The following is a 25,012-nucleotide window of genomic DNA, read 5'->3' as shown; positions in this document are numbered from 1 at the left end:
CCGGCCCAGCACCGTCGGATGGTCCGGGCGAGCGGACGGGCCGCCCCCGCGGTCATCTCCGCCTGCCCGGTCTCAGCTGCGGTCCCGCATTCACTCGACCCCGCTGGGAGTGGGCTGCGGTGTACGGCCGGCGAGGACCTCCCGCAGTCGCTGCGTTCCCTGCTCGACGGCCGCCGCGGTGCTGTCGTGGTCGGCGCCGTCGAGTCCGCCGTTGGTGACCGTGATCGCGTTCGCGCCGATCCGGACGGCGGCCACGTCCAGGGTGAGGGTCACGGGCTCACCCCCGCTCTCGCCCTTCACCGTCACGGTCAGTCCCTGCCGCGCGTCGCCCTCCTCGGGCAGGGACATCGCGGTGACCTGGACGGTGCGCTCACCGGTGTCACCGCCGGTCAGAGTGAACCGGTCGCAGGCGTCGGGAAGCGACCGCAGCCACTTCATCGACTTGTCGAGGTCGGCCTTCTGATAGGCGGCGACCTGGTGGAGCAGCCGGGAGTCACCCTCCTGGAACCCGTTGAGCGCCGATGCCCCGGAGGGGCGGCCCAACAGGGTCTCGTCGTACAGCGAGTCGATCAGCCTCTGGCACTCCGAGGCGTCGCTCTTCCCCTCGAGGAACGCGGCCACATCGACCTGTCCGACGAGCAGGGAGTCCCGCCAGTCCCGCGGGTTCTCGACCTGCGTCCAGTCGCCCTCGAGATCCGCCTCGGTGATCAGCGCGTTCCGCGCGCCGGTCGCGCTGAGCTCCGAGGCGGGTGACGAGGTCGGCGACGGGGACGTGGGAGACGGGGACGTCGGCGTGGACGTCGGTGACTCGGTCTGCGCTGCGAGGGCCCGCTCGACGGCCGCGGCGGCGGTCTCCGACCCGGCCGACCCACTGTTGTCCGTGCTGGAACAGGCCGCCGTGGTGAGCAGTGTCCCGGTGGCCAGTACGGCGGCCAGGACACGGGACGAGCAGACGATCGGGCGAGGGGTGGTCACGAGTGCCTCCTGAGGATGGGACGAGCGCCCCGGCGCCGACCTGCCCCGGGCGCTTTCCGCCCTTGTCCTCCCACCGCATCACCGGTTCGCCCGGGTGACCAGCGCAGCGGAGGCACATGGGTGAGAACGGGCCCCGCATCGCACCCGAGTATCCGGGGAGCCGCCGGGAAGAAGCGGCTCCGAGCCCACGCCCCCTTCCGCGGCGGTCGGGCGCCACCCCGCGCTGTTCCGTGCCGTCAGGCGCCGGCGGAACCCGCCCCTGCGCCGGTCGGACATCACGGTGACGGACGAGCGGGCGGTCAGGCGTGCGGTGAAGGCCGCCTCGTTCGGCAACGCCATGGAGTGGTTCGACTTCGGCGTCCACGCGTATCCGGCCGGCACCATCGGCCGCGTCTTCTTCCCTCCGGGAGCGACACCGCGCAGTTGCTGTCGTCCTTCGCCACCTTCGCCGTCGCCTTCCTGGTGCGCCCGCTCGGCGGCATGGTCTTCGGGCCGATGGGCGACAAGGCCGGCCGCAAGAAGGTGCTCGCGCTGACGATGCTCCTGATGGCGATCGGCACCGCCGCGATCGGCATGCTCCCGACGTACGCGGCCGTCGGCTTCTGGTCACCGTTGCTGCTGATCCTCTTCCGGTTGCTGCAGGGATTCTCCACCGGCGACGAGTACGGCGGTGCCTCCACCTTCATCGCGGAGTACGCCCCGGACAAACGGCGCGGCTGCTTCGGCAGCTTCCTGGAACTGGGCACGCCGGCCGGGTACACCGGCGCGGCGGCCCTGGTGACGGTGCTCACCGCCTGGCTCGGCACCGACACGATGGACACCTGGGGCCGGCGCGTCCCGTTCCTGCTCGCCGGGCCGCTGGGCATCGTCGGCAGCTACCTGCGGCTGAAGCTGGACGACACACCGGCCTATCTGAAGCTGGAGGAGGGCAACGTCCACATCACCGAGGCCGCGAACCCGGTGGAGATCACCGCCCGGGTCGAGGCGCCGTCCGGGTTCTCACCCTTTTGCGGTGACATCGTCCGCCCGCCGCGGGCGTGGCCGGAACGCACGGCGGACCTCGTCCACATGAGCGGACCCCCGCGCGGCGGGCACTTCGCACCGCTCGGCGAACCCGAGGCGTACGCGGAGGAATCGCGCGCGTTCTTCCGCCCCTGCCGGACGGCGGCGGACCGAGGACGCGACAGTGGTTCCCCCGCCGGGGTCACAGGCCGGTGACCTTGCCGCTCGCCGAGACTTCGTAGACGAGGGTGACCGTGCGCCGGCCGCCCGGGGCCAGCGGGACGTTCCAGCGGACGATGCCGTCCGCGTCGATCGCGTCGGGCGCGGGAGAGCAGTCGTCCCGGCGCAGGCGTACCTCCACCGCCGAGACCTCGGAGACCGGGACGCGCTCCCGGACGACGACCGTCCTGTCGTCGTGCTCGCCGGGGGCGGAGAACCTGGAGAGGTGCAGGCGGACGGTTCGGGTGAGGACGGTCCGCTGGGTGATTCCGGCGGTCTCGCGGGTCTCCTCGGTGTGCCGCAGCACCCGGTGGTCGTCCCGGCTGCCGAAGGCGAGCTCGACGAGGGCGCCGGGGGCGGTGAAGCCCAGGGTGCCGCGCCCGCTGAATCCACTGCCGCGGATCAGGTCGACCGGACCGGCGAGCAGGGCGTGGCCGGACAGGTTGTCGCACCGCACCACCTGGCCGACCAGGGGCGACAGCTCGGGCGAGCAGGCGTACTCACTTCTCGCCGGCGAGGTGAAGGAGGAGAGCGGCACACGGTGGGCGCGGCCGTCCGCGGGCACGGAGACCGGTGCGGGGGAGTGGAGCACGCGCACCTCCCCGCCGTCGTCCACGCCCGGCAGCCCCAGCACGGGGGCGGGACCGAGGTCCGTGATCTCCTCCTCGCGCAGGTCGACGTGGACGGTGCGGCGCTCCGCGGTGGAGCGGTCCTCGAGCGTCAGCCGGTCCTCGCTGAGCCGGGGCGGTTCCGCGGCCCCCGCGGAGCGGGCCGTCGACAGGGTCAGCCGTATGTCCGACCAGTCCTCGCCGGTGCGCTGCCAGACGATCGCGTCCGTGTCCAGCGTGAGGGAGTCCCCGTCGAGCGCCGCCCGGTAGGCGGGCCGCCACACCGCGCACGGCGTGAGATGGCTCAGCCGCAGCCCGGCCTGCCCGGCGGCCGAGGCATGCACGGTCAGCTCGATGTGACCGACCAGCTCGGCGGGTTCCGTCTCGGAGAGCTGCATGGCCCGCTGGGCCTCGGAGAGTTCGGCGGCCACGCCGGCCAATTCGGCCTCCACCGCGCGCAGTCGCTCGCCGTGGCAGTCGCGTTCGCCGTCCACCCGGTCCAGTTCCCGGGCCCAGCGGTCCCGTTCCGCCTCCCCGAAGCCGGCGCCCTCGCCGATCTCCCGCAGGAGATCCGTGGCGAGACGGCCGAGCAGATCGAGGCGGGTGCGCAGCCGGTCACGCCGCTGTTCCAGGGTCGTCCGCTCCTCCTCCAGGGCTGTCACACGCCGGCGCAGCGCGGAGTCGTCGTCGGTGGGCCCCGGCCCGCGCGGCGTCCAGCTACGGACGATCCGCGCATCGAGCACGGTCGCCGGGCGGTCGGCGGTCAACTCGGCATGGAGGGTGCGGTCGACGGCCAGCGCGCTGACCGGTCCGAGACGCAGTCGCTGTGTGCCGCCCCGCAGATCGAGCACGATCGCACGCTCGACGTGAGCACGGTCCTCCGTACAGGTGACGGCGGTGACGGGGAGGGGGATGAGCTCCGATGGCGTAGACATGCTGTGTCAGCTCCTGCGGTTGCCGCCGGTGAGGGCCTTGCCGGCCGGGATCCGGATTTCGTAGCCGCCGTCGAGAGCGGCGGTGCCGCCGGCGGGCAGCTCGATCCGCCACAGGCGTGTGCCCGGCGCATGGTGCTCCGGGCCGGCGTCGCCCTCGGGCGCCGTCCAGCCGGCCCGTTCCTCGATCCGGACGTCCGCGTCGGAGGCGACGGGCACGCGCTCGCGCACCTCCACGGAGACGGGCACCGGAAGCCGGTTGGCCAGCTCCACATGGACGCGGTGGTCGAGCACCGTGATGTTGTTGCGCAGCCCCGCGGTCGACTCGTGCAGATTCACCCGGCGGGTGACCCCGATGGCCTCGGCCGGTCCGAGCCCCACCCGGCACACACCGCCCGGGGCGAGCGTGGGCAGCGCGGCGGTCAGCAGGAAGTCCTCGTTCACGGTGACCTCCACCGGGCCGGCCAGCAGAGCCCGACCGGTGGCGTTGGAGAGCACCAGTGTCGTGTACACGGTCTGCTCCACGGACGGAACACAGAGGTACTCGGTGCGCAGGCCGACCTGGATCTCGCCGACGGTGACGGTGTGCCAGGTGCCGTCCGAGGGAATATCGGCGGGGGCGGCGGCATCGAACCGGTGGTCGAAGGAACCCGCCGACTCGCGGGGCCGCACGGCGTGCCCGGGAAGGGGCAGCGCGCCCACCGTCTCGGCGCGACGGCGGTACTCGGCGGTCACCGGGTCGAAGCCGGAGCCGGGGAACAGCCTGCCCCGGCGGCCGCCCTGTTCGTCCGGGCCGCACAGGACGAGCGCGGAGTAGTCGAGTTCGGCGCCGTCCGGCTGCGGCGGACCGGCCACGGGCGCCGGCGGCGCGTACCCGGCGACGGCCGCGGACGCGGCGGGCGGTGGCGGCGCCGCCCCGGGGGCCGCGGGTACAGCCGGGGCGGCGCCGGGCGCGGCGGGCCGCGCTGCGGTACGCGGTCTGCCGCTCGGCCGGGCCGGGGCCGGCGTCATGGCGCCGCCGAAGGCCACAGGGGAGGCGCTCTCCGGCAGCGGCACGGACGGCGGTGGCGGAACGGGACCGGCCACGGCCACGGACGCACCCCTCGTGTCGGGGCGGGGGCCCGCCGCGTCGTAACCGGCGAAGAGATCGGTCAGCCCTGTCGGGTGCTCACGCCAGCCCGAAGGCGCGGGGGCGGGCTGGCTGCGTCCGATGCGGACCGAGCGAAGCCGGGGCAGGTCGGTGCGACGGCGCAGATCGGCGGTGGCCAGGGCGATGCGCACCCCGGTCCAGTCCTCACCCGTGCGCTGGGCGACCGAGGCTCGCAGCACCAGGGATCCGTCGCTCTCGCCCTCCCGATGGGTGAGCCGGTAGGCGGGTACCCAGACGGCGCCGGGCACCCCGTACTCCACCTCCAGCTCCACTTCCGCGTCGCCCGCGCCGTCCAGCGTCAGGACCGCGCACATCGAGCCGGCCACCGGTGCCGAGGGCACGTCGGTGGAGGCACGGGAGAGCCTGTCCGCGGCGACCGTGAGCTCGTGCTCGACCCGGCGCAGCTCCTCCTCCAGCTCGCGGAGCCTGCCGTGCAGCCCGGTCAGGCGTTCGTCGACGAACTCGGAGAGCTCCAGCCAGGCGTCGACCGGAGTACGGCGATGCGGGTCCTCCCGCCTGCGGGCAGGCGGCACCGGACGGAGTGCTCCGACCTCCTCGATCAGACCCAGTTGCCGGTCCCGGCGGCCCCGCGCCGCCGCACAGTCGTCGTGCAGCCGCTCCACTTCGCGCCGCAACTCGTCGGACGGTTCCGTGTCGAGGAGTTCGGCCTCCACCTCCACCCGGGCCTCGGTGACACGTACCCCGGACGCTCCGACGACGCGGGCCCGCAACGAGCCCGGGTCCAGCGAGCGGGGCAGTCCCGCCACCCGCACGCGTCCGCCCGCCGGTACCGTGCCCCGGGCCAGGCGGCGGCAGAGCGCGCCCTGCGCGTACACCACCACCGAATCGAGAGCCGATGCCCACCTCGGGGCCGTCCCAGCCGTCATGCGCTCCCCCACCCAGCCGTGTCCGTGCCGAGGGCAGCCTACGCGGTGACCTGTCGCCGGTCCTGCCAGGTCCCGATGCCGGCACCGACCACACGCGCCCGGCCGCCCGTTGCGGGGGCCCGGAGAAGGTCCGGGCCGGACGACGGCCGGTTCACCGGGTGACTGCCCGCCGTCGGATGCCGCCTCACCAGATCAGGCACCAGTACGTGCCGTAGTGCCCGATGCCGATACGACTGTTCCACGGGACCAGGCCGGGGTCCGGCTGACCCACGGCCGCCATCGAGCAGGCGGGGTCACCGACCGCGCCGGCGTCCGCCATGCGGTGGGCGGCGGCCGTCGCGGCCGGGGAGGTGTGCCACGTGGTGGTCGCCCGTTTGCCGCCACCGGTCCTCGGCGTCGGCCCGGGTGTCATGACGGACGGCGTCGGTACGTGCTTCGAGGGCGCCGGTCGCGTCGTCGGTGTCCGTGTCGGCGCCGGGCGGGCGGATGACGCCGAGGGCTTCGGCGTCGCGGACTCCGGCGGGAGTTCGGGTGTGACGGACTTCGACGGAGGTGGGGGCATGGTGGACCGTGGGGAGGCTGAGGGCTTGGTGGACCGTGGCGAGGTTGGGGGTGTGGTGGACCGTGGCGAGGACGTGGGCGCCGGGGAGCCCGGTGAGAGCCGATGGGGCACGGACCGCGTCGGTGGCGGTGGCGTTGCCGGTCCCGCCTCCGGAGTGCGCATGGCCGACGCGCCGGTCGTGGTCCGCTGGGGCACCGGCCGGCGGCTGGGCGGCGCCGGCCGAGTCGTGGGCCTCTGCTCCGGAGGTGCCGGCTCGGCTGTCGTCCGCCGTGCCGGCGGTAGCGGCTCGCCGGTCGGTCTCTGTGCCGGCGGGGTCGGTCGGGCCGTCGGCCGCCGGCTCGGCGGGGCCGGCGGACGGGGCCGGGACGTCGTCGGCCCGGGTGACAGCGTGGGCGTCGGCGTCCGCCGTGCCGTGCTCGAGGGCTCTGTCGCGAACGTCCAGGACGGCAACGGGTTCAGCGTCGGAAGGGACAGGTCGTTCGAGGCCGAGGGCGTGGGACCGGGCGTGCCGCCGTCCTGCGCCACCAACGCCCACACGCCGATGCCACCGAGGACGAGCACAGCGGCGCCACCTACGATCCACGGGGCACGCCGGGGTGGGCGTCGGTGACGGTTCATGGTCTTTACTGTCCTATGTGACCTGGCGGGGCGCCTGTCACGTCGTCTGGACGTCGTGCTTTTCGCCCGTCCGAGTGATACGGAGGCCTTTCCGGCTTCCTTCCGAACGGGGTGGATCCAGGGGCACCACGCCGACTCGGGTTCGAGTCCGGGGTCATGCGAAGGCTTTCAGCGCAGCCGTCGGACGGCCGGACGCCTCGAAGGTCCTGACTTTCGCGCAGCGCGTCACCAGGGTTCTGTTCGCCCTGTCGGGTGTTGTGCGAGGAGTGACGGCAATCGCGGTTCGGGACCACTGGGGAAGGCGACAGCCTCCTTCCCTTTCCTCTGGCTGGAGGAAAGGGAATACACGCTGCCTATTCGAATGATCCGGTCCGGGTGACCGCCAGGAAAAAAGGGGAGCCGGAAAGGTACGGCACTGCGAAGGCCCGGGACGATTCAGGTCTTCACCTGTCCGGCGTTTGTGTCACGGACGCCCGGACCCTCCCCTGACGAGTCCCGGTCCGAGCCGTTTTCCGGGGTGGCGTTCTTCCTCGCGGGACGCGGATCGCCCGTCATCGCGGGAGTGCGCGGCAGGTTCGCCGAAGACCCGCGTATCGGCGTTTTTCCCGGGTTTGCGCGCCACACCCGTCGGGCGCATGGTGGAAGAAGAGCGACTGCGACAGCCGGTGGCGCACGATCCGGGAAAGGCTCGTGGCTCCCAGGCAGGGGCGTCGCTGTGCCGACCGGCGGGTCACTCCTTACCGGCTTCCACGCCGGTCCACCACGTCCGGTGCCGGTACGGCGACATCTCGCGCGTTCGGCAGACGATCCCGCACCGTCATCCGGCGCCTTGCCGAGCCCCGTGGAAGGAGAGTGCCATGCCCGCGACAGCGCCGTTCCCAGGAGTGAGATTCTTCCACAAGGGACAACGCAGCCCCATGATCGCCTCGATGGGCAAACGCCTGGTGGCGGAAGGGTGCGGGAAGTACCGGACGGGTCCGGGCCCCGAGTGGACCGACGTCGACCAGCAGTCGTACGCCGCCTGGCAGCGCAAGATCGGGTTCGAGGGAGCCGATGCCAACGGCATCCCGGGCAAGGCGAGCTGGGACCGGCTCCGCGTCCCGCCGGCGACACCGGCCCCCGGTGGTGCCCGCGTCGCCTCCCCCGTACCGGGGCACGGCGTCACGACCCCCTACGGGAAGAAGGGGCCTCACTGGATCCTGGGCCGTCACACCGGAGCGGACTACGCCGCTCCGAAGGGGAAGTCCTGTGTCGCGGTGCGCAACGGTTCCGTCGTCCGCAGCGGACGCGACCGCAGTTTCGGCGCCTTCCTCGTGCTGCGCGTCGGCGGGTTCGACTTCTACTACTGCCACCTTTCCGAGCAGACCGTGAAGGGGGGGCCGGTCAAGGCCGGCCAGAAAATCGGAGAAGTCGGCTCCACCGGGAACGCCACCGGCCCTCATCTCCACTTCGAGAAGCGCCCGGCCGGCGGCGGCTTCGGCTCCGACGTGCCCCCCGGCTGGTAACCGGGAGAGCCCGTCGGCTCATCGGTGGTTCTCGCGGGCCGACGGGCGGTCCGTACCGGTGGCCCCGGGCGGCTGCAAGGCGGGTGGCGCTCGCGGGGTGCCGGAAACACCGCCACCTTCGTCATTTCACCGCCCTCACCGTCCTGCGGTCCACCAGCCCGCCGTCACGGGCCGAGCGGGCCGACGACCGCGGCGTGCTCCCCGCCCGGAACCGAGCGGAGGGGCGGGCGTCGACGGGCGTCACCGGCGTACATCAGCCGATCCGGGCCGCGTCCTCGGCCGGACGGCGGTAGATGCCGTCGCTCCGGTGCAGATGGTGCAGGTCGACGAGGTGACGACGCAGGGTCACGTGGTCGAGCCGGCCCCCTGTGCACCAGGCGCGGAGTTTTTCGTCGACTTCGTTCTCCGCGTACTCCCGGCCCGGCTCGAAGGTGCGTTCCGCGATGTGGCGCAGTACGAGATTCTTCCGGTTCCACTGCGCCGGCAGCTTCACCAGCCGTCCGTCCCGTACGAACGTGCGGAGCACCGTCTCGACCCGCTCGTCCCCGGTGCCGTGGTCCTGCGCGGGCCGCGGCCCGGCCGCCTCGCGCGCCAGGCGGCGGAACGAGTCGTAGGACACCGCGAGCCCGTCGGCGTTCGCTGCGACGGCCTCCCGTTCCTCGAGCCGCCGCAGCGCGAGGAGGGCCTCCTTGGCCGGCAGCCCGGTCCGCTCGACGACCTCGGCGGTGCTCGTCGCGCCCAGCGCCACAGCGCCGAAGACCCGCACCCGGGTCTCGTCGGCGAACAGCCCGACCACGTCTTCGCCCGTCATACCCCGTCTCCGTCCTTCCGGGGGGCGACACCCCCGGATCCTGTCCTCGGGACGCTACCCCCACGGCACATCGGACGCCCGTCGTTTTCCGCGTGCTCCCCGCCGGCCCGGCCCGGCTCCTTCTTCCGCATCCGCCACCCGAGCGGGCCCCGGCAGAACCGTGCGGGCTCACGGGCGTCAGGTGCGTCAAGCGTGACGGCGGCCGAAGCGGAACGCGGTGGAGAATCCATGAGGTGCCACTGCCCGGCTTCATCGGAGCACACTTCACCGAAGCCGTAGGACGATGTGGGATCTTCACCCGCATGGGCATATGGGAGAAGCAGGAGAACGGGAGAAGGCACATGCGGCTGGACACACGGGCGGCGGCCCGACCGGCAAGGAGGTCACGATGACAGGGTCCGAGCGCACGGAGGCCCACGCACTGGCCGCGCCGACCGCTTCCTCCGCGCTGGAAGCCATCGGCACGGGCGCCTACGTCGTCGACGAGCAGGGCTGCATCATCGCCGTCAACGCCCGCGCCGAGGAACTGCTGGGCCGGCCCGCCGCAGAGCTCCTCGGCCATGACGCGCACGACCTGCTGCACCGCGGTCCGCAGGGGCAGCAGCTGCCGAGGACCCAATGCTCGATGCGACAGGCATTCCACGCCGGACGCCCGGCCCAGGCCGATGAGGACTACTTCGCACGCGCCGATGGTTCGGTACTGCCGATCTCCTGGCTGATCACCCCGTACGGCATCGGCGACCGCCGAGCCGCCACGCTCGTTGTCTTCCACACCTCTGAACCCGCGCGGGACACCGGCCCGCGACCGGAGCCGACGGCCCAGTCGCTGCCGGAACTGCAACGGCTGGCTCTGCTGGCCGAGACCACCGCGCAGCTGACCTCCACCCTCGACGTCGACGAGGCGCTGCGGCGGCTGGTGGCCCTGGTCGTGCCCCGGCTGGCGGACTGGGTGGTCGTCGATCTGATCACCGAACGTGACGAGGTGTGGCGTACCGTCGTGGTCCATGCCGAGGGCGGCACGCCGGTGCGGCACGAGGACCTGCAGGGGCCGATGCCGCCGATTCCCGCGGAATCCCCGATGCCCCTGTCCAGAGCCCTGCGCGGCGTCGCCTCCACCCTGGCCGGCCCGCGGACCTACCAGGGGACACCGGATTCCGGCATCGCGGTCGAGCAGGGCCGTCTGTTCCACGCCACGGGGATGCACTCCGCGGCCATCGCGCCGATCCGCGGCCCGCGCGCGGTCCTGGGGGCGCTGACCCTGGGCCGTACCGAGAATCCGGCGGCCTTCACCCCCGTGGACCTTCCGCTGATCGAGGACATCGCGCGCCGGGCCGGCATCGCCCTGGACAACGCCCGCCTCTACCAGCGCCAGCGCAAGGTGGCCGAGACCATGCAGAACCACCTGCTGCCCCAGATGCCGGGCGTCGAGGGCCTGCAGATGACCGCCCGCTACCTGCCCGCACCCGACGCCTCACATGTCGGCGGCGACTGGTACGACGCCTTCCCCTTGTCCGACGCGTCCACCGCCCTGGCCATCGGTGACGTCGTCGGCCACGACCTGGAGGCGGCGGCCGGCATGGCACAGGTCCGCAACATGCTCCGCGCCTACGCATGGTCCCAGCACGAGCCCCCCAGCCGTATCGTCGAACGGCTCGACGAGGCGATCCAGCACATCACCGACGTCACCATGGCCACCATGATCTTCGGCCGGATCGAAGCGGCCCACGACGGTCACCGGCAGTTGTCCTGGACCAACGCGGGTCACCCTCCGCCACTGCTGATCAGCCGGGACGGCCTGGCGAACTACCTCACCGATGGCCACGGCATCCTCCTGGGCACCCAGGCGGGCTTCCGGCGCCCCGACGCCACAGCGCTGCTCCCGCCCGGGGCCACCCTGGTGCTGTACACGGACGGCCTCATCGAAGCGCCCGGCCAGAGCCTCGATACGGGTCTGGACCGGCTGCGCCGGCACGCCGCCGCCCTCGCCCACCGCCCCCTCACCTCGTTCACCGACCAGTTGCTCCACCGTGTCCGTCCCGCCGACAACGACGACGACGTCGCCCTCCTGGCCCTGCGCGTCCCCGAAGCCTGAGCCCACAGGAGAGCCTCGGAGAGCCGGTCGGCTCAGGCACGGCGCGCCTCGGCCGTGCGGACGGGCGCCGGTGGAGGACCGGTGGGGCGGCGGCTGCCGGACGAGGCCGGCGGTGCCGTCCGAGACCCCGACTCACGGCAGGGCGACGCCACTTACGGTTCGGCGGTACGGGTGGTGAGGCCTCGTCGGTGAGGGCGCGGACCACGCGGCAAGGGGTGCCGAGCGCGACGGTCGTCGGGGGAGTGCTGCTGCTGACGACGCTGCCGGCGCCGATGACCGACCCGTATCCGATGCGGACGCCCGGCAGGACCACCGCGTTGCTGCCGATCCCCACCTTGTCCTCGATCACGATCGGCTCCGAGAACCGCCCGAAGTCGGTACGTCGTGCGGGATGCACCGGGTGTCCCGTCGTGGTCGGCGTCACGCCGGGAGCGAGCATCACACCGTCACCTGTGCGGATGCCGACGTCGTCGACGAAGGTGAGGTTCACGTTCCCGAAGAAGCCGTCGCCGATGACGGCGCCGCTCAGCACACGGGGCCGCTGGATCGTCGACGCGGACGGGGACCGGTTCACATGCGGTCCGGCAACTGGCACGGTGCCGGCGGCACATCGAACGGCACCGGCAGTGCGGACGAGGACGCCGAGCACCACGCGGGGGAGAACGCCGGCCGGATACCGCTCGGCCTCGACCGCACCCCCATGGCCGAGATCATCGCCGGCTCCAGGGAGATCGGGATCAACAGCGTCCGGCTGCCCTTCTCCAGCGAAATGATCCACGACACACGCCCCGTGACCGACGACGCCGTCGCCGCCAACCCTGCCCTGAGGGGGAGGACCCCGCTCCAGGTGTACGACACCGTGGTCCGCGAACTCACCGCCTGCGGCATCGTGGTGATCCTCGACAACCACACCGACACCACCCGTTGGTGCTGCGGAGTGGACGGCAACGAGCGCTGGAACGCGAGCCGGCCCACGGAGGCGTGGGAGGACGACTGGCTGTTCATGGCCCGCCGTTACCGGGACAACGAGCGCGTCGTGGGCGCGGATCTCTGCAACGAGGTCCGCCGCGACGTCTGGGACGGCCCCGACTGGGGCCTCGGTGACGACCACGACTGGTTCACCGCCTCCCACTTTGTCCCATGCGAGGAAGAAGACGCGGGACTGTGCGCGAAAGGGGTTACGCGTTCACGCGAGGCCCGCTAACTTCCTTGAAATGAACCGGTCATAACCCTGTCCGGGGTGACGGGCCGGTGTTCGACGGCGCGACGGCGCGCGCCCGTACTCCTTCACGGCAGGCCCCCGTGGCCTGCCGCCACCCCCCCCATATTCCTGGAGACTTCCGTGCGCACGAAACCGCTCGGACACAGACGTGTCCGCATGCTGCTGACGGCCGTGGCGTGTGCCATGGGCCTGGCGCTGCCCGTGGGCCCGGCCGCCGCAGCCCCCACCGCCGCCGCCCCGGCCGGGCCCGGCGCAGCCGCGGCGGCCGAGGACTTCCAGCAGGTCACCCTCGCCAAGGGCGTGGCCGAAACGGGCGAGCCCATGACGATGGCCGTCCTGCCGGACCGCTCGGTCCTGCACACCTCACGCGACGGCACCCTGCGACGGACCGACGCGGCCGGCACCACCACCGTGGCGGGCAGGCTGGACGTCTACAGCCACGACGAGGAGGGCCTGCAGGGCGTCGCGGCCGACCCCGGCTTCTCCACCAACCGCTTCGTCTACCTGTACTACGCGCCCGAGCTGAGCACCCCGGTCGGCGACGCCCCCGCCGACGGGACGGCATCCGACTTCACCCCGTTCGACGGCGTCAACCGGCTGTCCCGGTTCGTCCTGCGGACCGACGGCACCCTCGACACGGGGAGCGAGAAGAAGATCCTCGACGTGCCCGCCTCCCGCGGCCTGTGCTGTCACGTCGGCGGCGACATCGACTTCGACGCGGCGGGCAACCTGTACCTGTCGACGGGCGACGACACCAACCCCTTCGCCTCGGACGGGTACACCCCCATCGACGAGCGCGCCTCCCGCAACCCCGCCTACGACGCCCAGCGTTCCTCGGGCAACACCAACGACCTGCGCGGCAAGATCCTGCGCATCAAGGTGAACCCCGACGCGACGTACAGCATCCCGGCGGGCAACCTCTTCGCGCCCGGCACCGCCAGGACCCGACCCGAGATCTACGCGATGGGCTTCCGCAACCCCTTCCGGATGAGCGTCGACAAGGCCACCGGCACCGTCTACGTCGGTGACTACGGCCCCGACGCGGGCACCGTCGACGCTTCCCGAGGTCCCGCGGGGCAGGTCGAGTTCAACCGGATCACCAAGGCGGGCAACTTCGGCTGGCCCTACTGCACCGGCAGGAACAACGCCTACGTCGACTACGACTTCGCCGCCGGAGCCTCGGGCACGGCCTTCAACTGCGCGGCACCGAAGAACACTTCGCCACGCAACACCGGCCTGACCGATCTGCCGCCCGCCCAGCCCGCCTGGATCCCCTACGACGGGGCCTCCGTCCCCGAGTTCGGCAACGGATCCGAGTCGCCCATGGGCGGACCCGTCTACCGGTACGACGCGAACTCCACCTCCGAGGTGAAGTTCCCCGCCGAGTACGACGGCGACTTCTTCGCCGGCGAGTTCGGCCGCCGCTGGATCAAGCGGATCGAGACCGGCGGCGACGGGGCCGTGCAGTCCATCAACTCCTTCCCGTGGAGTGGCACCCAGGTGATGGACATGGCCTTCGGCCCGGACGGCGCCCTCTACGTCCTGGACTACGGCACCGGCTACTTCAACGGCGACGCCAACTCGGCCCTGTACCGCATCGAGCACGTGACCGGCGGGCTCGCCCCGGTGGCCCAGGCCAAGGCGGACACCACCTCCGGCACAGCACCCCTCACCGTCGGCTTCTCCTCGGCCGGCAGCTCCGACCCGGACGGGGGCGCGCTCACCCACGCCTGGACCTTCGGCGACGGCGCCACCTCCACCGCGGCCGACCCGTCCCACACCTACACCGCCAACGGCCAGTACACGGCGACGCTGAAGGTCACCGACCCCACCGGCAAGTCCGCCACGGCCTCCGTCCAGATCACCGTCGGCAACACCGCCCCGACCGTACGGCTCGACACACCCGCCGACGGGCGGATCTACGACTTCGGCGCCGCCATCCCGTTCAAGGTCACGGTCACCGACCCCGAGGACGGCACGATCGACTGTGCCAAGGTGAAGGTCACCTTCATCGTCGGCCACGACAGCCACGGCCACCCGCAGACCTCGGCCACCGGCTGCACCGGCACCCTGCGGACCCTGGCGGACGGCGAACACGACCCCAACGCCAACATCTTCGGCGTCATCGACGCCGAGTACACCGACAACGGCGCGGGCGGCCAGCCCGCGCTCACCGCCCACGACCAGCACATCACCCAGCCCAGCCACCGGCAGGCCGAGCACTACGGCGACTCCGCCGGCGTCCAGGTCGTCAACCACGCACCCGCGCACGGCGGCAAGACGGTCGGCAACATCGAGAACGGCGACTGGATCTCCTTCACGCCCTACAGCCTCGACAACGCCACCGGCTTCACCGCCCGTGTCTCCTCGGGCGGCAGCGGCGGCACCCTGGAGGTCCGCGCCGGCTCCCCGACCGGCACCCTGCTCGGCACGGCCACCGTGCCCGTCACCGGCGGCTGGGAGACCTTCCAGGACGTCACGGCGCCCCTGAGTAACCAGCCGGCCGGCACCACCACCCTCCACCTCGTCTTCAAGGGCGGCAGCGGCGCCCTGTTCGACGTGGACGAGTTCTCCTTCACCACCTCCACCGGCGGAACCCGCACGGGTGAGGTGAAGGGGGTGAACGGCAAGTGTCTGGACGTGGACGACGCGGGTACGGCGGACGGTACGGAGGTGCAGGTCTGGACGTGCAACACGTCGGCGGCGCAGCGGTGGACGGTGGTCGGTGACGGTTCGCTGAGGGCGCTGGGCAAGTGTCTGGACGTGTCCGGTGGCGGGAGTGCGGACGGTACGAGGGTCCAGTTGTGGACGTGCAACGGCACGGGGGCGCAGCAGTGGGCGGCCCGGTCGGACGGCACGGTCCGCAATCCGCAGTCCGGCAAGTGCCTGGACGCCTCGGGCGGTACGTGGAACGACGGTACGCCGGTCCACCTGTGGACCTGCCACACCGGCCCCAACCAGAAGTGGACCCTGCCGTAGAAAGGAGGCGACCCACGATGCGCACCCTGTTCAAGACAGCGATCGGCCTGTGTGCCGGCGCCGTGCTCTGCCTGACACCCCAGGCCGCGGACCTGCCCGGCGCCGCACCGGCGGCTCTCGACACCGCGGCCCGCACGGCCACCGCGGCGGCCGACCCGGCGTACGAGATCCTCGTCTTCTCCCGGACGGCGGGCTTCCGCCACTCCTCGATCGACGAGGGCGTCACGGCCCTGCGCGACCTCGGGGCGGCGAACAACTTCACCGTCACCGCCACCGAGGACCCGGCGGCCTTCACCACCGCCAACCTGGCGCGGTACCGGACCGTGGTCTTCCTGTCGACCACGGGCGACGTCCTGGGCCCCGCCCAGCAGACCGCCTTCGAGCAGTACCTCGGCACCGGCGGCGGATACGTCGGCATCCACGCCGCCGCCGACACCGAGTACGACTGGCCCTTCTACGAGGGGCTGGCCGGCGCCCTCTTCCAGTCCCACCCCGCCATCCAGCCCGCGACCGTCAAGGTCGAGGACCGGGCGCACGACGCCACCGCGCACCTCGCCCGCACCTGGCAGCGCACCGACGAGTGGTACAACTACCGCACCAACCCCCGCACCACCGCCCACGTCCTGGCCTCACTGGACGAGTCCAGCTACTCCGGCGGCTCCATGTCCGGCGACCACCCGATCGCCTGGTGCAAGGAGTACGCCGGCGGCCGCGCCTTCTACACCGGCGGCGGCCACACCGAGGAGTCCTACTCCGACCCCGCCTTCCGCCGGCACCTGCTCGGAGGCATCCGCTGGGCCGCCGGCACCACCAAGGCCGACTGCCGCCCGGAGACCGGCTACACGCCCCTGTTCGACGGCACCGGCACGACCGGCTGGAAGCAGGCGGGACCGGGCGGCTTCACCCTGGCCGACGGCACCCTCACCTCGCACGGCGGACTGGGCCTCTTCCGGTACGACGCGAAGGAGTTCACCGGTGACTACTCCCTGAAGCTGGACTGGAGGGCGAGCGGGGACGACAACTCCGGTGTCTTCGTGGGCTTCCCGTCGTCCGACGACCCCTGGTCGGCGGTGGACAACGGCTACGAGATCCAGATCGACGCCACCGACGCGGCCGACCGCACCACGGGAGCCGTGTACGGATTCCGGTCCGCCGACCTCGCCGCGCGCGACGCGGCGCTGAATCCGCCGGGAGAGTGGAACACGTACGAGATCCGCGTCACCGGAGAGCGGCTGGAGGTCTTCCTCAACGGCCGGAAGATCAATGACTTCACCAACACCGACCCGGCGCGCAGCCTGGCACAGGGCCACATCGGGCTCCAGAACCACGGCGACGGTGACGAGGTGGCCTTCCGCAACATCAGGGTCAAACAGACCGGATCCCCGTCCGAACCGCGCTCCGGTGAGGTGAAGGGGGTGAACGGCAAGTGTCTGGACGTGGACGACGCGGGTACGGCGGACGGTACGGAGGTGCAGGTCTGGACGTGCAACACGTCGGCGGCGCAGCGGTGGACGGTGGTCGGTGACGGTTCGCTGAGGGCGCTGGGCAAGTGTCTGGACGTGTCCGGTGGCGGGAGTGCGGACGGTACGAGGGTCCAGTTGTGGACGTGCAACGGCACGGGGGCGCAGCAGTGGGCGGCCCGGTCGGACGGCACGGTCCGCAATCCGCAGTCCGGCAAGTGCCTGGACGCCTCGGGCGGCACGTGGAACGACGGTACGCCGGTCCACCTGTGGACCTGCCACACCGGCCCCAACCAGAAGTGGACCCTGCCCTGATCCCGGCGGCTCGCCCGGCCTGTCCACCGCTCGGTGCTTTGGACGGGAGGTGGGCGGCAGGTCTCCGGGGGTGAACGGCGCCGGCGCCCCGGCGGCACTGTGGGTGGTGCTCGCCCCGGGGCGGCACCGGGAGAGCCGGCCCTCGTGGTGCTGATGCGGGCCGCCGTGACCTCGCGCGGGCCGGTGGCCGTCCTGCCGCTGCCGCCACGGCAGGGCGGCCGACAGCCGCGGCGCCCGCGCGAGGTGCGCGAGACCCTCCGGCGCCTCACCGACGGTGAGGCGCCGGAGGGGCGGGACCACCGGCGCTCCTCGTGCGATGGGTAGTCTGCCCCCATGTCCGAGCCGCCTCCCTTCAGCCCCACCGTCACGCTGCTCACCGTGGGCCGGGTGTGGGAGGCCGCGTTCGCCGAAGGGCTGAAGCCGCTGGGTCTGACCACACGCAAGTACGGGCTGCCGGGGCACGTCCGGGGGGTTCCTGGCATCTCGTCAGGCCTCGGCCCAGGGGCAGTGACGGGCCCGCGTACGGCGATGCCCCCGCACCGGCCGGACGGTCCTGCTCACGGATGATCCGGCAGCCGGAGCCACTCCTCCCAGGTCACGTCCCGGCCGATGAAACGCGGCCGCTCGAAGGGCCAGTCCTCGGCGATCCAGCGCGGCACGAACGCGTCCAGTGCCCGCTCCAGCGCCCCGCCCACCTCGTCGTCCACCACCCACCAGGAAATCTCGGCGTCCGCCCCCTGCTTCTCGGGCGGGTCGATGTAGACGCAGCCGCGCAGGGCGGTGCGGTCCGCGTTCTCGATCGTGTAGTTGAACGATTCGTGCGCCTCGATCTCCGCGGCGTGCCGCTCCAGATCGGCGAGGTTCGCCTCGTACGACATCGTGGTGGACGGCCAGCCCCACGCGGGGCCGAAGATCGACCACAGCCGCTCCCGCGAACCCATCACCGTCGGGTAGTCCAGCGGCGCGTCCGCGCCGCTGATCGGGCGCAGCCGGTGGCCTCCGCCGTCGGGTATGCCGACGTGGAGGGGGTGGACGAAGTCATGCGGAAGCCAGGTCATGGGCGTGAGCCAACCAGGCCGGGAAGCGCTGCGCAAAGGGGTATCGCCGCAGCCGGCCGGTGTCACGTGGCACGGTGGAGTCCGTCCCGCGCGCCGGCCGCCGCTCCCGGACCGGACGCGGCGGGAGGCATGGGCGGCAGGCTCGCGGCGAGGCCCGGCAGCAGGACGGGCTCCAGCCGGACCCGCTCCTGCCTGCCCAGGTAACCCTCCAGCTCCGGCGGCCGGTAACCCGCGTCCCGGTCGTAGCGTTCCTTGGCGGGCACCGCCAGGAACTCGTTGCCGTCGGGCTCGCCGCGGTCGTCCACCGCCCTCCCGAGCGGCCGGTGCAGCGGCCCGGCCAGTCGGTACATGCCCGTCCGTGAGGTGTGGAGAGTGCCCGAACCGTCCGGCCGTACCCGGAAGTCGACGCATTCCTCGGGCTTCATCACCCGGGGCCCCTCCGCGCTGAGCGCGTCGGCGTCGAACTCCAGCCCATGTCTGCGGGCGTGGTCGACCATCCACAGCAGGGCGATGTCGGACAGTCCCGTCTCCCTGTAGCCGCCACCGACATCGCTGTGCACCCCGGCGAACCACACCTGCTTCAACTCCTGTCCCCGCGCGGCGGATTCGGGATGCTGGTGCCACAGCGCCGGCCGGAACGCCGAGCGCTGCTCGTCGACGGCCAGCGCGTGGAAGGCCGCCTCGACCCGGTCGCCCAGCTCGGTGTCGTGGAACGCCCAGCGGCGGTTGAACCGGTTCGCCGACGGCTGCAGCCATGTGGTGTCCGGAGCCGGGACGCCCAGGGCGCCGACCGTGTCCCACACCCCGACGAACCTGATCTCCGTCTCGTGCGCGTACGAGCGGCGGAACAACGTGGCGGCCGCGCCGTTCGGTTGCTCGATGCGGTCACGGTACAGAGCCCAGGCCTCCGGGATCCGGTCGGCGTGGTCCCGGCGCAGGACGCCGCTGTTGTGCACCAGCCCCGCCAGGCTGCGGGCGGTGAACGCACCGCGGCTGAAACCGAAGAGGAACAACTCGTCGTCGGGCTCGTACGTCTCGACGAGGAACCGGTAGGCGTCCACGATGTTCCGGGACAGTCCCACGCCGAACGCGCCGCCGCGCAGACGCTCCCACCGGTGGGTGCCGACCCCGCTGTGGTAGTAGACGCGCTGTTCCTTCCCGGCGGCGGACTTGGGGCGCACGGACAGGGCGACCTTGGCGACGTTGGTCTTGCTCGGCTGGTCCGCGAAATTCCATGTGCCGTCGCAGCAGACGACCAGACGCTTGGCCATGACCATCCCCCCTCGCGAGAGCGTGGAGCGGCGCACAGCACCACTTCCAGAATCCCACCGTCCGACGCCCCGCGCCATGCGACACATGCGAGAACGTCACCAGGAGGGCCGTCCCGGCAGTGGCGGTCGCCCCGACCGCCGTGCTCGCGGGACCGAGCCTGCCGCCGACTCCGTTCTCCGTTCGACGCAGCGGCCACTGACGGGCGGGACGGTCGTCCCTGGCATGGCGCCGCCATCATTGCATCGATGTAAAACGCTGCGTGGTCCATGCCCTGCCACGGCCTTCCGGCCGGGATCCGTTCCGGGAGAGGACCCCCTGTGTCCACCAGGCCTCTCCCGCGCCCTCGCGGACACATCGCCCTGCTCGTCGCCGCACTCCTCGGGCTCGTCCCGGGTCTTCTGCCGGCGGCCGCCGCGGCCTCACCGAGGCTCCCGGGCCTCCCCGCCGTCGTCACCGAACGGGCGTTCCCCGGTCCGGTCGAGCCCGGCCGGGTGACCGTCGGCCGGGACCGTGATGTCGCAGATCACCCTGCCCATGCGTTCGGTCCTCCTGTCGACGTGGGCGTGTCAGTGGTGGTGACCGTGGCGGCCGAGGGTCTCCACGGGGGTCGCACCGGGACGGGTCCACTGCGGTACGGGGCGGCTGGTCGGGCCCCACGTGGCGTTCCCGTCCGCGTCCGAGCGCCAGGACCAGCACGGGCTGCCTCCCTCGGGCCGGCCCTCGGGGTTGTCCTCCCACGCCTCGCCGCGGCCGAAGGCGTACGCCCGCAGTCCATGGCGAAGACCGTCATCGCCCTGGAGAGGGCCGGCCCGGTCGACCGCAGCCGGGACCCCGACGACGGCCGCCGGCAGCTCGTCTCACTCACCGGGCGGGGCCGCGAGCGACGCCAGGGCGACCGCGCCGCCCGTCAGGCCTGGCTCGCCCGCACCCTGCAGGAACACGGGACCGAAGAGGAGCTGCGGGCCGTCGTCACGGCCATGGCACTGCTCGACCGGGTGGCGCAGGCATGACCCGCCTCGCCGCCCGCGGCCAACGGCCCCGCAGGGCCGGCCCGGGCGGCTTCGACCGGCGTCCGATCGCACCGATGATCCTCGGCTCGATCCTCAACCCGGTCAACTCCTCGATGCTCGCGGCCGCGTTGGTCCCCATCGGACGCGCCTCTCGCGTCCGCGACCACCGCCGTGATCTTCCGGACGGGCGCGACCGGCGCCGGACTGCATGACCTGGCAGGGCCGCTGCTCGGCGTGGCCGCCGTCTTCCTGCTCGTGTGCGTGGCAGACCGCTCGCTGGGCCGCGTCGGGACCGACCGTCGAGCCGGCGCCGATTCCTAGCGCTCGGTCTCGGTGAAGCGGTCCAGTCCGAGCACGGCGAGCAGTTGCAGCTTCTCGTGGCCCTCGGTGCGCGGCGGAGCCGTGAGCACGAGCAGTGTCTGGGACTGGTCCTCGGTGAACAGCGCCTGGCAGTCCAGCTCGATCGCGCCGAGTTCCGGGTGGATGAGCGTCTTGTGGTCCTCGAAGCGCTGCGCGACCTCATGCCGCCCCCACAGTTCGGCGAACTCCTCGCTCGCCTTCCGGAGGGCGCGCACGAGTTCACCGGCCCGCGAACGCGGGCCCCGCAGCCCATGGGCGGCGCGCAGGTTCGCGACCTGGGCGCGGCTCTGCCGGTCGTGGTCGGACTCGGGGTAGCGCGATCGTTCCGTGGGGTCGGTGAACCAGCGGTAGATCGCGCTGCGGGCGAGCCCCGTGTGCTTCGTCGCGTCCCCGAGCAGGGCGGCGGCCATCCTGTTCTGCACCAGCGTCTCGCCCAGGTCGGTCAGAACGAGCGCCGGGGTGTCGTCGAGCCGGTCCAGCACCCGCAGCAGCGCGGGAGCGACATGCGGCGAGGCCGACAGCGGCACCGGTGCGTTGTGCCCGGCTATCCGGTACAGGTAGGTGCGCTCGTCGCCCGTCAGCCGCAGCGCCCGGGCGAGCGAGGCCAGCATGTGCTCGCTGGGCTGCGGCCCGCGCTGCTGCTCCAGCCGTGTGTAGTAGTCGGTCGACATCACGGCCAGGGACGCGACCTCCTCACGCCGCAGACCCCGGGTCCGTCGGCGTGCGCCTGTGGGAAGACCGAGGTCCTCCGGCCGCAGTGCCTCGCGGCGGCGGCGCAGGAAGTCGGCCAGAGCTGCACGGTCCATGGGGTCGATTATCGTCCGGCACCGGTGGGCGAGCCAGGGATCGCCGATCCCCCGACAACCGGTCTCTGCCCCCGCGGCGGCGGACCGTCGACGATCGGGGCATGAACATCTCCGGAAACACCGTCTTCATCCCCGGCTCCACCAGCGGTATCGGTCTCGCCCTCGCCCTCGAGCTGAAGGCCAGGGGGAACACCGTCATCGTCGGCGGCCGACGCACCGAGCTGCTGGAACGGATCGCGGCCGGGCACCCCGGCATCGACACCGTGCAGATCGACACCACGGACACCGTGAGCATCGCCTCCGCCGCGAAACAGGTGCTGGACCGTCACCCGGACCTCAACGTCCTCGTCACCATGGCCGGCGTGATGCGCGTCGAGGACTGGCGCGACCCCGCGTCGTTCCTCGCCTCCGCGGAGTCCACGGTGACGACGAACGTGCTCGGTCCGATCCGCCTGATCGCCGCGTTCGTCGAGCATCTGCAGGCGCAGCCGGACGCCACGATCATGACCGTCTCCTCGGGTCTGGCCTTCGCGCCGCTCAAGGTCACGCCGAGCTACAACGCGTCGAAGGCGGCGATCCACATGCTCAGCGAGTCCATCCGGCTGCAGCTCGCCGACACCTCGGTGAAGGTCGTGGAACTCGAGCCGCCGTCCGTGCGCACCGCACTGCTGCCCGGGCACGAGGACAACGAACACGCCATGCCGCTCGATGAGTTCGTCACAGAGGTGGTCGGTCTGCTCGAAGCTCGGCCCGATGCGAAGGAGATCCAGGTCGAGCGCGTGAAGTTCCTGCGCTACGGCGAGGCCCGCGGCGACTACGACCAGGTCGTCGAGACACTCAACGGCGGCGACCCGCACGGGAAGTGAGCCGGCGCCGCTCCGTTGGCCGCCAGTACACGACGCGTTCCTGGAGACGACGGGGGCGACAGCGCGCGGGCCGGGCGCGGGCGAGGGCCGTGTTCACCACCACCGGGTCTACGCCGAAGGCGATCCGGACAGGCACGGCCCCGGCCTCGCTCAGGTGTTCGCCGGGCAGCGCGCCGCCTGTCCGGTCGTCGTGGTCCCTGACGGACGGTGGGAGCGGATGCCGGCCCGGCCGGCCACCCGCTTTCCGGACCGTCGTCCGTCCGCTCGCTGTCCGCCAGGGGGCACGGCTCCTCAGCTCATGCGGATCACCGTGTACGTCTCGCCGTCCCTCGGCGGCCGTGTCCAGGAGCGGGTGGTGAACGTGTGCAGCCGCCCGTTGACGATCGCGTGGCGCGGCAGATGCGCACCGAACTCCCCGGCCACCGCCTCCAGCAGCGGACGTTCCACCTCGGCGGCGTCCTTTGGGGCACCGAAGAACCGGCTCGGGTCCAGCGCCCGCGGTATGTCCCCGCTGCGCCGGACCTCTCCGTCCGCGTAGGCGAACGCGTACTGCTCGGCGCCGTCGCGCGCCACCGAAAGGTGGAAGAACTGCTCCCCGTGCCGTGCTCTGAGGCCGCTCCACACCACCACCGCGCGGGTGCCCGCGCCGGCGGCCGGGGCGGGGGAGACGAACCGCTGCCGGTCGAACGAGGCAGGGTTGCCGTCGAAGGCGAAGCTCCAGCCGGTGCCGGCCCGGCCGACCGCCATAAGAGCCCTGTCGTCGTAGGACGAGAACTCCCTCCGGTTGTGCAGCAGTCCGCGGCGCGCGTCCCAGAGGGTCATGGGTTCGTTCAGCACCGCGCCGTCCCCGTCCGCCAGACGAGCGGGCAACTCCTCCGGCTCCGCCCCTTCCACCAGGACGAACCGGTAGGACGTACGGTTGTTGCCGGGGTCGGGCTCCGCGAGCCACGCCAGGCCGCCCGGGTCGAGCCCGGCCGTCGGCACCGGTGCCTCGCCCGCCTGCCCGCCCCTCGGAGCGGACAGCAGTTCGCGGCCCCGCTCCGGGGTCAGCAGCGGCCCGAGCATGGGGTCGGCCACCCACCCCAGCGGCGCCAGGAGGTCCGGTCCCAGCGGCTCCCACAGGGGCAGGGCGTCCACCAGGGTCCGCCATGCCCTGTCGGTGTCCCCCCACCGCGCCAACTCCCGAGCCCGCTCCACCGCCTCCCCGAACGGCCCGGACGCCGTGTACCGGTACGTGCCGCCGCGCACCTGCTCCAGCGTCGCGTACGCCAGTGACACCAGGTCCTCATCGGCGCCCCGCAGGTGGAACCTCAGCGTGGAGTCGTCCCGGTACGAGTGTGCCGCGTGCTCGGCGACCAGGGGTGGCAGCAGCTCGGGCGCGTACCGTGGGTCCGTCACCAGGCCGTCGAAGTACACCATGTAGGTCTGCCCGAGCAGTCGGCGTATCTGGTCGCCCAGCCCGGCGGCCCGCGGCCTGCTGTACTCCTTGGCCTCGTCCAGCGCCTTCCCGGCCCGCTCCCAGCCGCCGCGCAGCGCCTCCAGCCGGGCCTCCTCCACCAGGGCGTCCAGCTTCCGCGTCGTGTCGTTGACGAACTCCGGTTCCCCGTCGTTCGGCCGGGCCCGCAGGCTGTGGAACTCCCGGAACATGTCCCGCATGAACGAGCGGAAGCTCGCGTGCCGTCCGGGCGAATCGGCCCGCCAGCTCGCCCACGTGTACACGGCCCACTCGCCGTCCTCGTCCACCTCCTCGGGGTCCATCAGGACGTAGGTGGCATCGGACTCGACGTCGAGCTGCAGCCCGCGCCGCCAGATGTCCGCCTCCCGCCGCTCCTCGGGCCCGGCGTCCTCGTCCAGGTACTCCTCGAACACGACCGCGAGTCCCGACTCGTCGTTGTGCCAGTGCGCGTCCGCGGTCCCCGCCAGCAGCGACACGAACCCGCCCGCGTGCCGCCAGCCGTCGCTGACCTCGAGGAACTTCCGGTACGAGGGCGGCATCCGCCGGCCGAGACGCTCCTCCATGGCCGCGATCCGCTCCTCGGACGCGGGCGGGAACCCCAGCCACCGCGCCTGCCGGGAGGCTTCGTCCTCTTCGCCCCGCGCCTCGCCGTCCGGCAGGGAATCCGCCCACTCCCCGCTCCACTTGAGCAGGAAGGACCGCCAATCGAAGGGTGATTTCTCCGTCATGCTCCGATGCTGTCACCCGCCACTGACATTGATCCTGATACTCAGGTTCCGGTGGTCATGGCTCTGCCACTGACTGACCTCCTGCTGGACTGTCTTCTGGCTGTTCAGTCCCGCCGGAG

18 protein-coding genes and 3 pseudogenes are annotated in these 25,012 nt (G+C 72.3%); 10 read left to right on the top strand and 11 right to left on the bottom strand.

Annotated features, from left to right (window positions below; translation table 11 throughout):
* Nucleotides 1-90: 90 nt before the first annotated feature.
* Nucleotides 91-975: a hypothetical protein gene (locus tag ACFXAE_RS13115; protein ID WP_384712525.1), complete on the bottom strand. Its 885-nt coding sequence runs from the start codon at nucleotides 973-975 to the stop codon at nucleotides 91-93.
* Between the two features lie 280 nt (nucleotides 976-1,255).
* Here ACFXAE_RS13115 and ACFXAE_RS13110 point away from each other — a divergent pair.
* Nucleotides 1,256-1,953: pseudogene (locus ACFXAE_RS13110) on the top strand (MFS transporter); the annotation flags it as partial.
* 226 nt (nucleotides 1,954-2,179) lie between these two features.
* Here the strand turns inward: ACFXAE_RS13110 and ACFXAE_RS13105 are convergent.
* From ACFXAE_RS13105 to ACFXAE_RS13095, 3 genes are all read right to left on the bottom strand, one after another.
* Entirely contained in the window at nucleotides 2,180-3,739 is a 1,560-nt protein-coding gene (locus ACFXAE_RS13105) for a DUF4139 domain-containing protein (RefSeq protein WP_384712522.1), read from the bottom strand.
* A gap of 6 nt (nucleotides 3,740-3,745) precedes the next feature.
* Nucleotides 3,746-5,773, bottom strand: coding sequence for a DUF4139 domain-containing protein (locus ACFXAE_RS13100; protein ID WP_384712519.1), 2,028 nt, complete (start codon nucleotides 5,771-5,773; stop codon nucleotides 3,746-3,748).
* Nucleotides 5,774-5,957: 184 nt separating this feature from the next.
* Nucleotides 5,958-6,185: a hypothetical protein gene (locus tag ACFXAE_RS13095; RefSeq protein WP_384712516.1), complete on the bottom strand. Its 228-nt coding sequence runs from the start codon at nucleotides 6,183-6,185 to the stop codon at nucleotides 5,958-5,960.
* Between the two features lie 1,625 nt (nucleotides 6,186-7,810).
* Here ACFXAE_RS13095 and ACFXAE_RS13090 point away from each other — a divergent pair.
* Nucleotides 7,811-8,458: a peptidoglycan-binding protein gene (locus tag ACFXAE_RS13090; RefSeq protein ID WP_384712514.1), complete on the top strand. Its 648-nt coding sequence runs from the start codon at nucleotides 7,811-7,813 to the stop codon at nucleotides 8,456-8,458.
* 253 nt (nucleotides 8,459-8,711) lie between these two features.
* Here ACFXAE_RS13090 and ACFXAE_RS13085 read toward each other — a convergent pair whose 3' ends face one another.
* Complete coding sequence (locus tag ACFXAE_RS13085; RefSeq protein WP_384712511.1) at nucleotides 8,712-9,269, bottom strand: DUF2087 domain-containing protein; 558 nt, start codon at nucleotides 9,267-9,269, stop codon at nucleotides 8,712-8,714.
* 388 nt (nucleotides 9,270-9,657) lie between these two features.
* Here ACFXAE_RS13085 and ACFXAE_RS13080 point away from each other — a divergent pair, with 388 nt between their 5' ends.
* Nucleotides 9,658-11,361, top strand: a complete 1,704-nt coding sequence (locus ACFXAE_RS13080) for a SpoIIE family protein phosphatase (protein WP_384712508.1) — start codon at nucleotides 9,658-9,660, stop codon at nucleotides 11,359-11,361.
* On the opposite strand, the gene ACFXAE_RS13075 is transcribed toward ACFXAE_RS13080, so the two are convergent.
* A complete protein-coding gene (locus ACFXAE_RS13075; protein WP_384712619.1) occupies nucleotides 11,276-11,800 on the bottom strand; it encodes a DapH/DapD/GlmU-related protein in 525 nt (174 codons plus the stop codon). The two genes, ACFXAE_RS13080 and ACFXAE_RS13075, sit on opposite strands and share 86 nt — an antisense overlap.
* A gap of 19 nt (nucleotides 11,801-11,819) precedes the next feature.
* Here ACFXAE_RS13075 and ACFXAE_RS13070 point away from each other — a divergent pair.
* From ACFXAE_RS13070 to ACFXAE_RS13055, 4 genes and pseudogenes are all read left to right on the top strand, one after another.
* Nucleotides 11,820-12,499, top strand: a pseudogene (locus tag ACFXAE_RS13070) (glycoside hydrolase family 5 protein); the annotation flags it as partial.
* A 240-nt stretch (nucleotides 12,500-12,739) separates the two neighbouring features.
* Nucleotides 12,740-15,562, top strand: a complete 2,823-nt coding sequence (locus ACFXAE_RS13065; protein WP_384712617.1) for a lectin — start codon at nucleotides 12,740-12,742, stop codon at nucleotides 15,560-15,562.
* A gap of 17 nt (nucleotides 15,563-15,579) precedes the next feature.
* Nucleotides 15,580-17,337 (top strand): lectin, encoded by a 1,758-nt coding sequence (locus ACFXAE_RS13060; RefSeq protein ID WP_384712505.1) that lies wholly within the window; start codon nucleotides 15,580-15,582, stop codon nucleotides 17,335-17,337.
* Nucleotides 17,338-17,670: 333 nt separating this feature from the next.
* On the top strand, nucleotides 17,671-17,904 hold the full coding sequence (locus ACFXAE_RS13055) for a hypothetical protein (RefSeq protein ID WP_384712502.1): 234 nt from the start codon (nucleotides 17,671-17,673) through the stop codon (nucleotides 17,902-17,904).
* On the opposite strand, the gene ACFXAE_RS13050 is transcribed toward ACFXAE_RS13055, so the two are convergent.
* The 3 genes and pseudogenes from ACFXAE_RS13050 to ACFXAE_RS13040 all read right to left on the bottom strand — a co-directional run.
* The gene (locus tag ACFXAE_RS13050; protein ID WP_384712499.1) at nucleotides 17,895-18,395 is read right to left on the bottom strand and encodes an N-acetyltransferase; all 501 of its coding nucleotides are present in this window, start codon (nucleotides 18,393-18,395) and stop codon (nucleotides 17,895-17,897) included. The two genes, ACFXAE_RS13055 and ACFXAE_RS13050, sit on opposite strands and share 10 nt — an antisense overlap.
* A 62-nt stretch (nucleotides 18,396-18,457) precedes the next feature.
* Nucleotides 18,458-19,666 (bottom strand): DUF2235 domain-containing protein, encoded by a 1,209-nt coding sequence (locus ACFXAE_RS13045; protein WP_384712496.1) that lies wholly within the window; start codon nucleotides 19,664-19,666, stop codon nucleotides 18,458-18,460.
* 567 nt (nucleotides 19,667-20,233) lie between these two features.
* A pseudogene (locus ACFXAE_RS13040) lies at nucleotides 20,234-20,422 on the bottom strand (hypothetical protein); the annotation flags it as partial.
* Nucleotides 20,423-20,440: 18 nt separating this feature from the next.
* Here ACFXAE_RS13040 and ACFXAE_RS13035 point away from each other — a divergent pair.
* Together ACFXAE_RS13035 and ACFXAE_RS13030 are read left to right on the top strand one after the other, a co-directional pair.
* Complete coding sequence (locus tag ACFXAE_RS13035) at nucleotides 20,441-20,677, top strand: hypothetical protein (RefSeq protein WP_384712493.1); 237 nt, start codon at nucleotides 20,441-20,443, stop codon at nucleotides 20,675-20,677.
* The gene (locus ACFXAE_RS13030; RefSeq protein ID WP_384712490.1) at nucleotides 20,674-20,889 is read left to right on the top strand and encodes a hypothetical protein; all 216 of its coding nucleotides are present in this window, start codon (nucleotides 20,674-20,676) and stop codon (nucleotides 20,887-20,889) included. Before ACFXAE_RS13035 ends, ACFXAE_RS13030 begins: the two co-directional genes overlap by 4 nt.
* 105 nt (nucleotides 20,890-20,994) lie before the next feature.
* Here the strand turns inward: ACFXAE_RS13030 and ACFXAE_RS13025 are convergent, their stop codons facing one another.
* Entirely contained in the window at nucleotides 20,995-21,843 is an 849-nt protein-coding gene (locus ACFXAE_RS13025; RefSeq protein ID WP_384712487.1) for a helix-turn-helix transcriptional regulator, read from the bottom strand.
* A gap of 101 nt (nucleotides 21,844-21,944) precedes the next feature.
* Between ACFXAE_RS13025 and ACFXAE_RS13020 the strand changes: the two genes are divergently transcribed.
* Complete coding sequence (locus tag ACFXAE_RS13020) at nucleotides 21,945-22,709, top strand: SDR family oxidoreductase (RefSeq protein WP_384712484.1); 765 nt, start codon at nucleotides 21,945-21,947, stop codon at nucleotides 22,707-22,709.
* 291 nt (nucleotides 22,710-23,000) lie between these two features.
* Here the strand turns inward: ACFXAE_RS13020 and ACFXAE_RS13015 are convergent, their stop codons facing one another.
* A complete protein-coding gene (locus ACFXAE_RS13015; RefSeq protein WP_384712481.1) occupies nucleotides 23,001-24,893 on the bottom strand; it encodes an SMI1/KNR4 family protein in 1,893 nt (630 codons plus the stop codon).
* Nucleotides 24,894-25,012: the final 119 nt, after the last annotated feature.

The sequence above is a fragment of the Streptomyces sp. NPDC059454 genome (genome assembly GCF_042749965.1).
GTDB lineage: Bacteria > Actinomycetota > Actinomycetes > Streptomycetales > Streptomycetaceae > Streptomyces.
The sequence above is the reverse complement of the archived record's forward strand: the minus strand, read 5'-3'. Positions and strand labels throughout refer to the sequence as shown.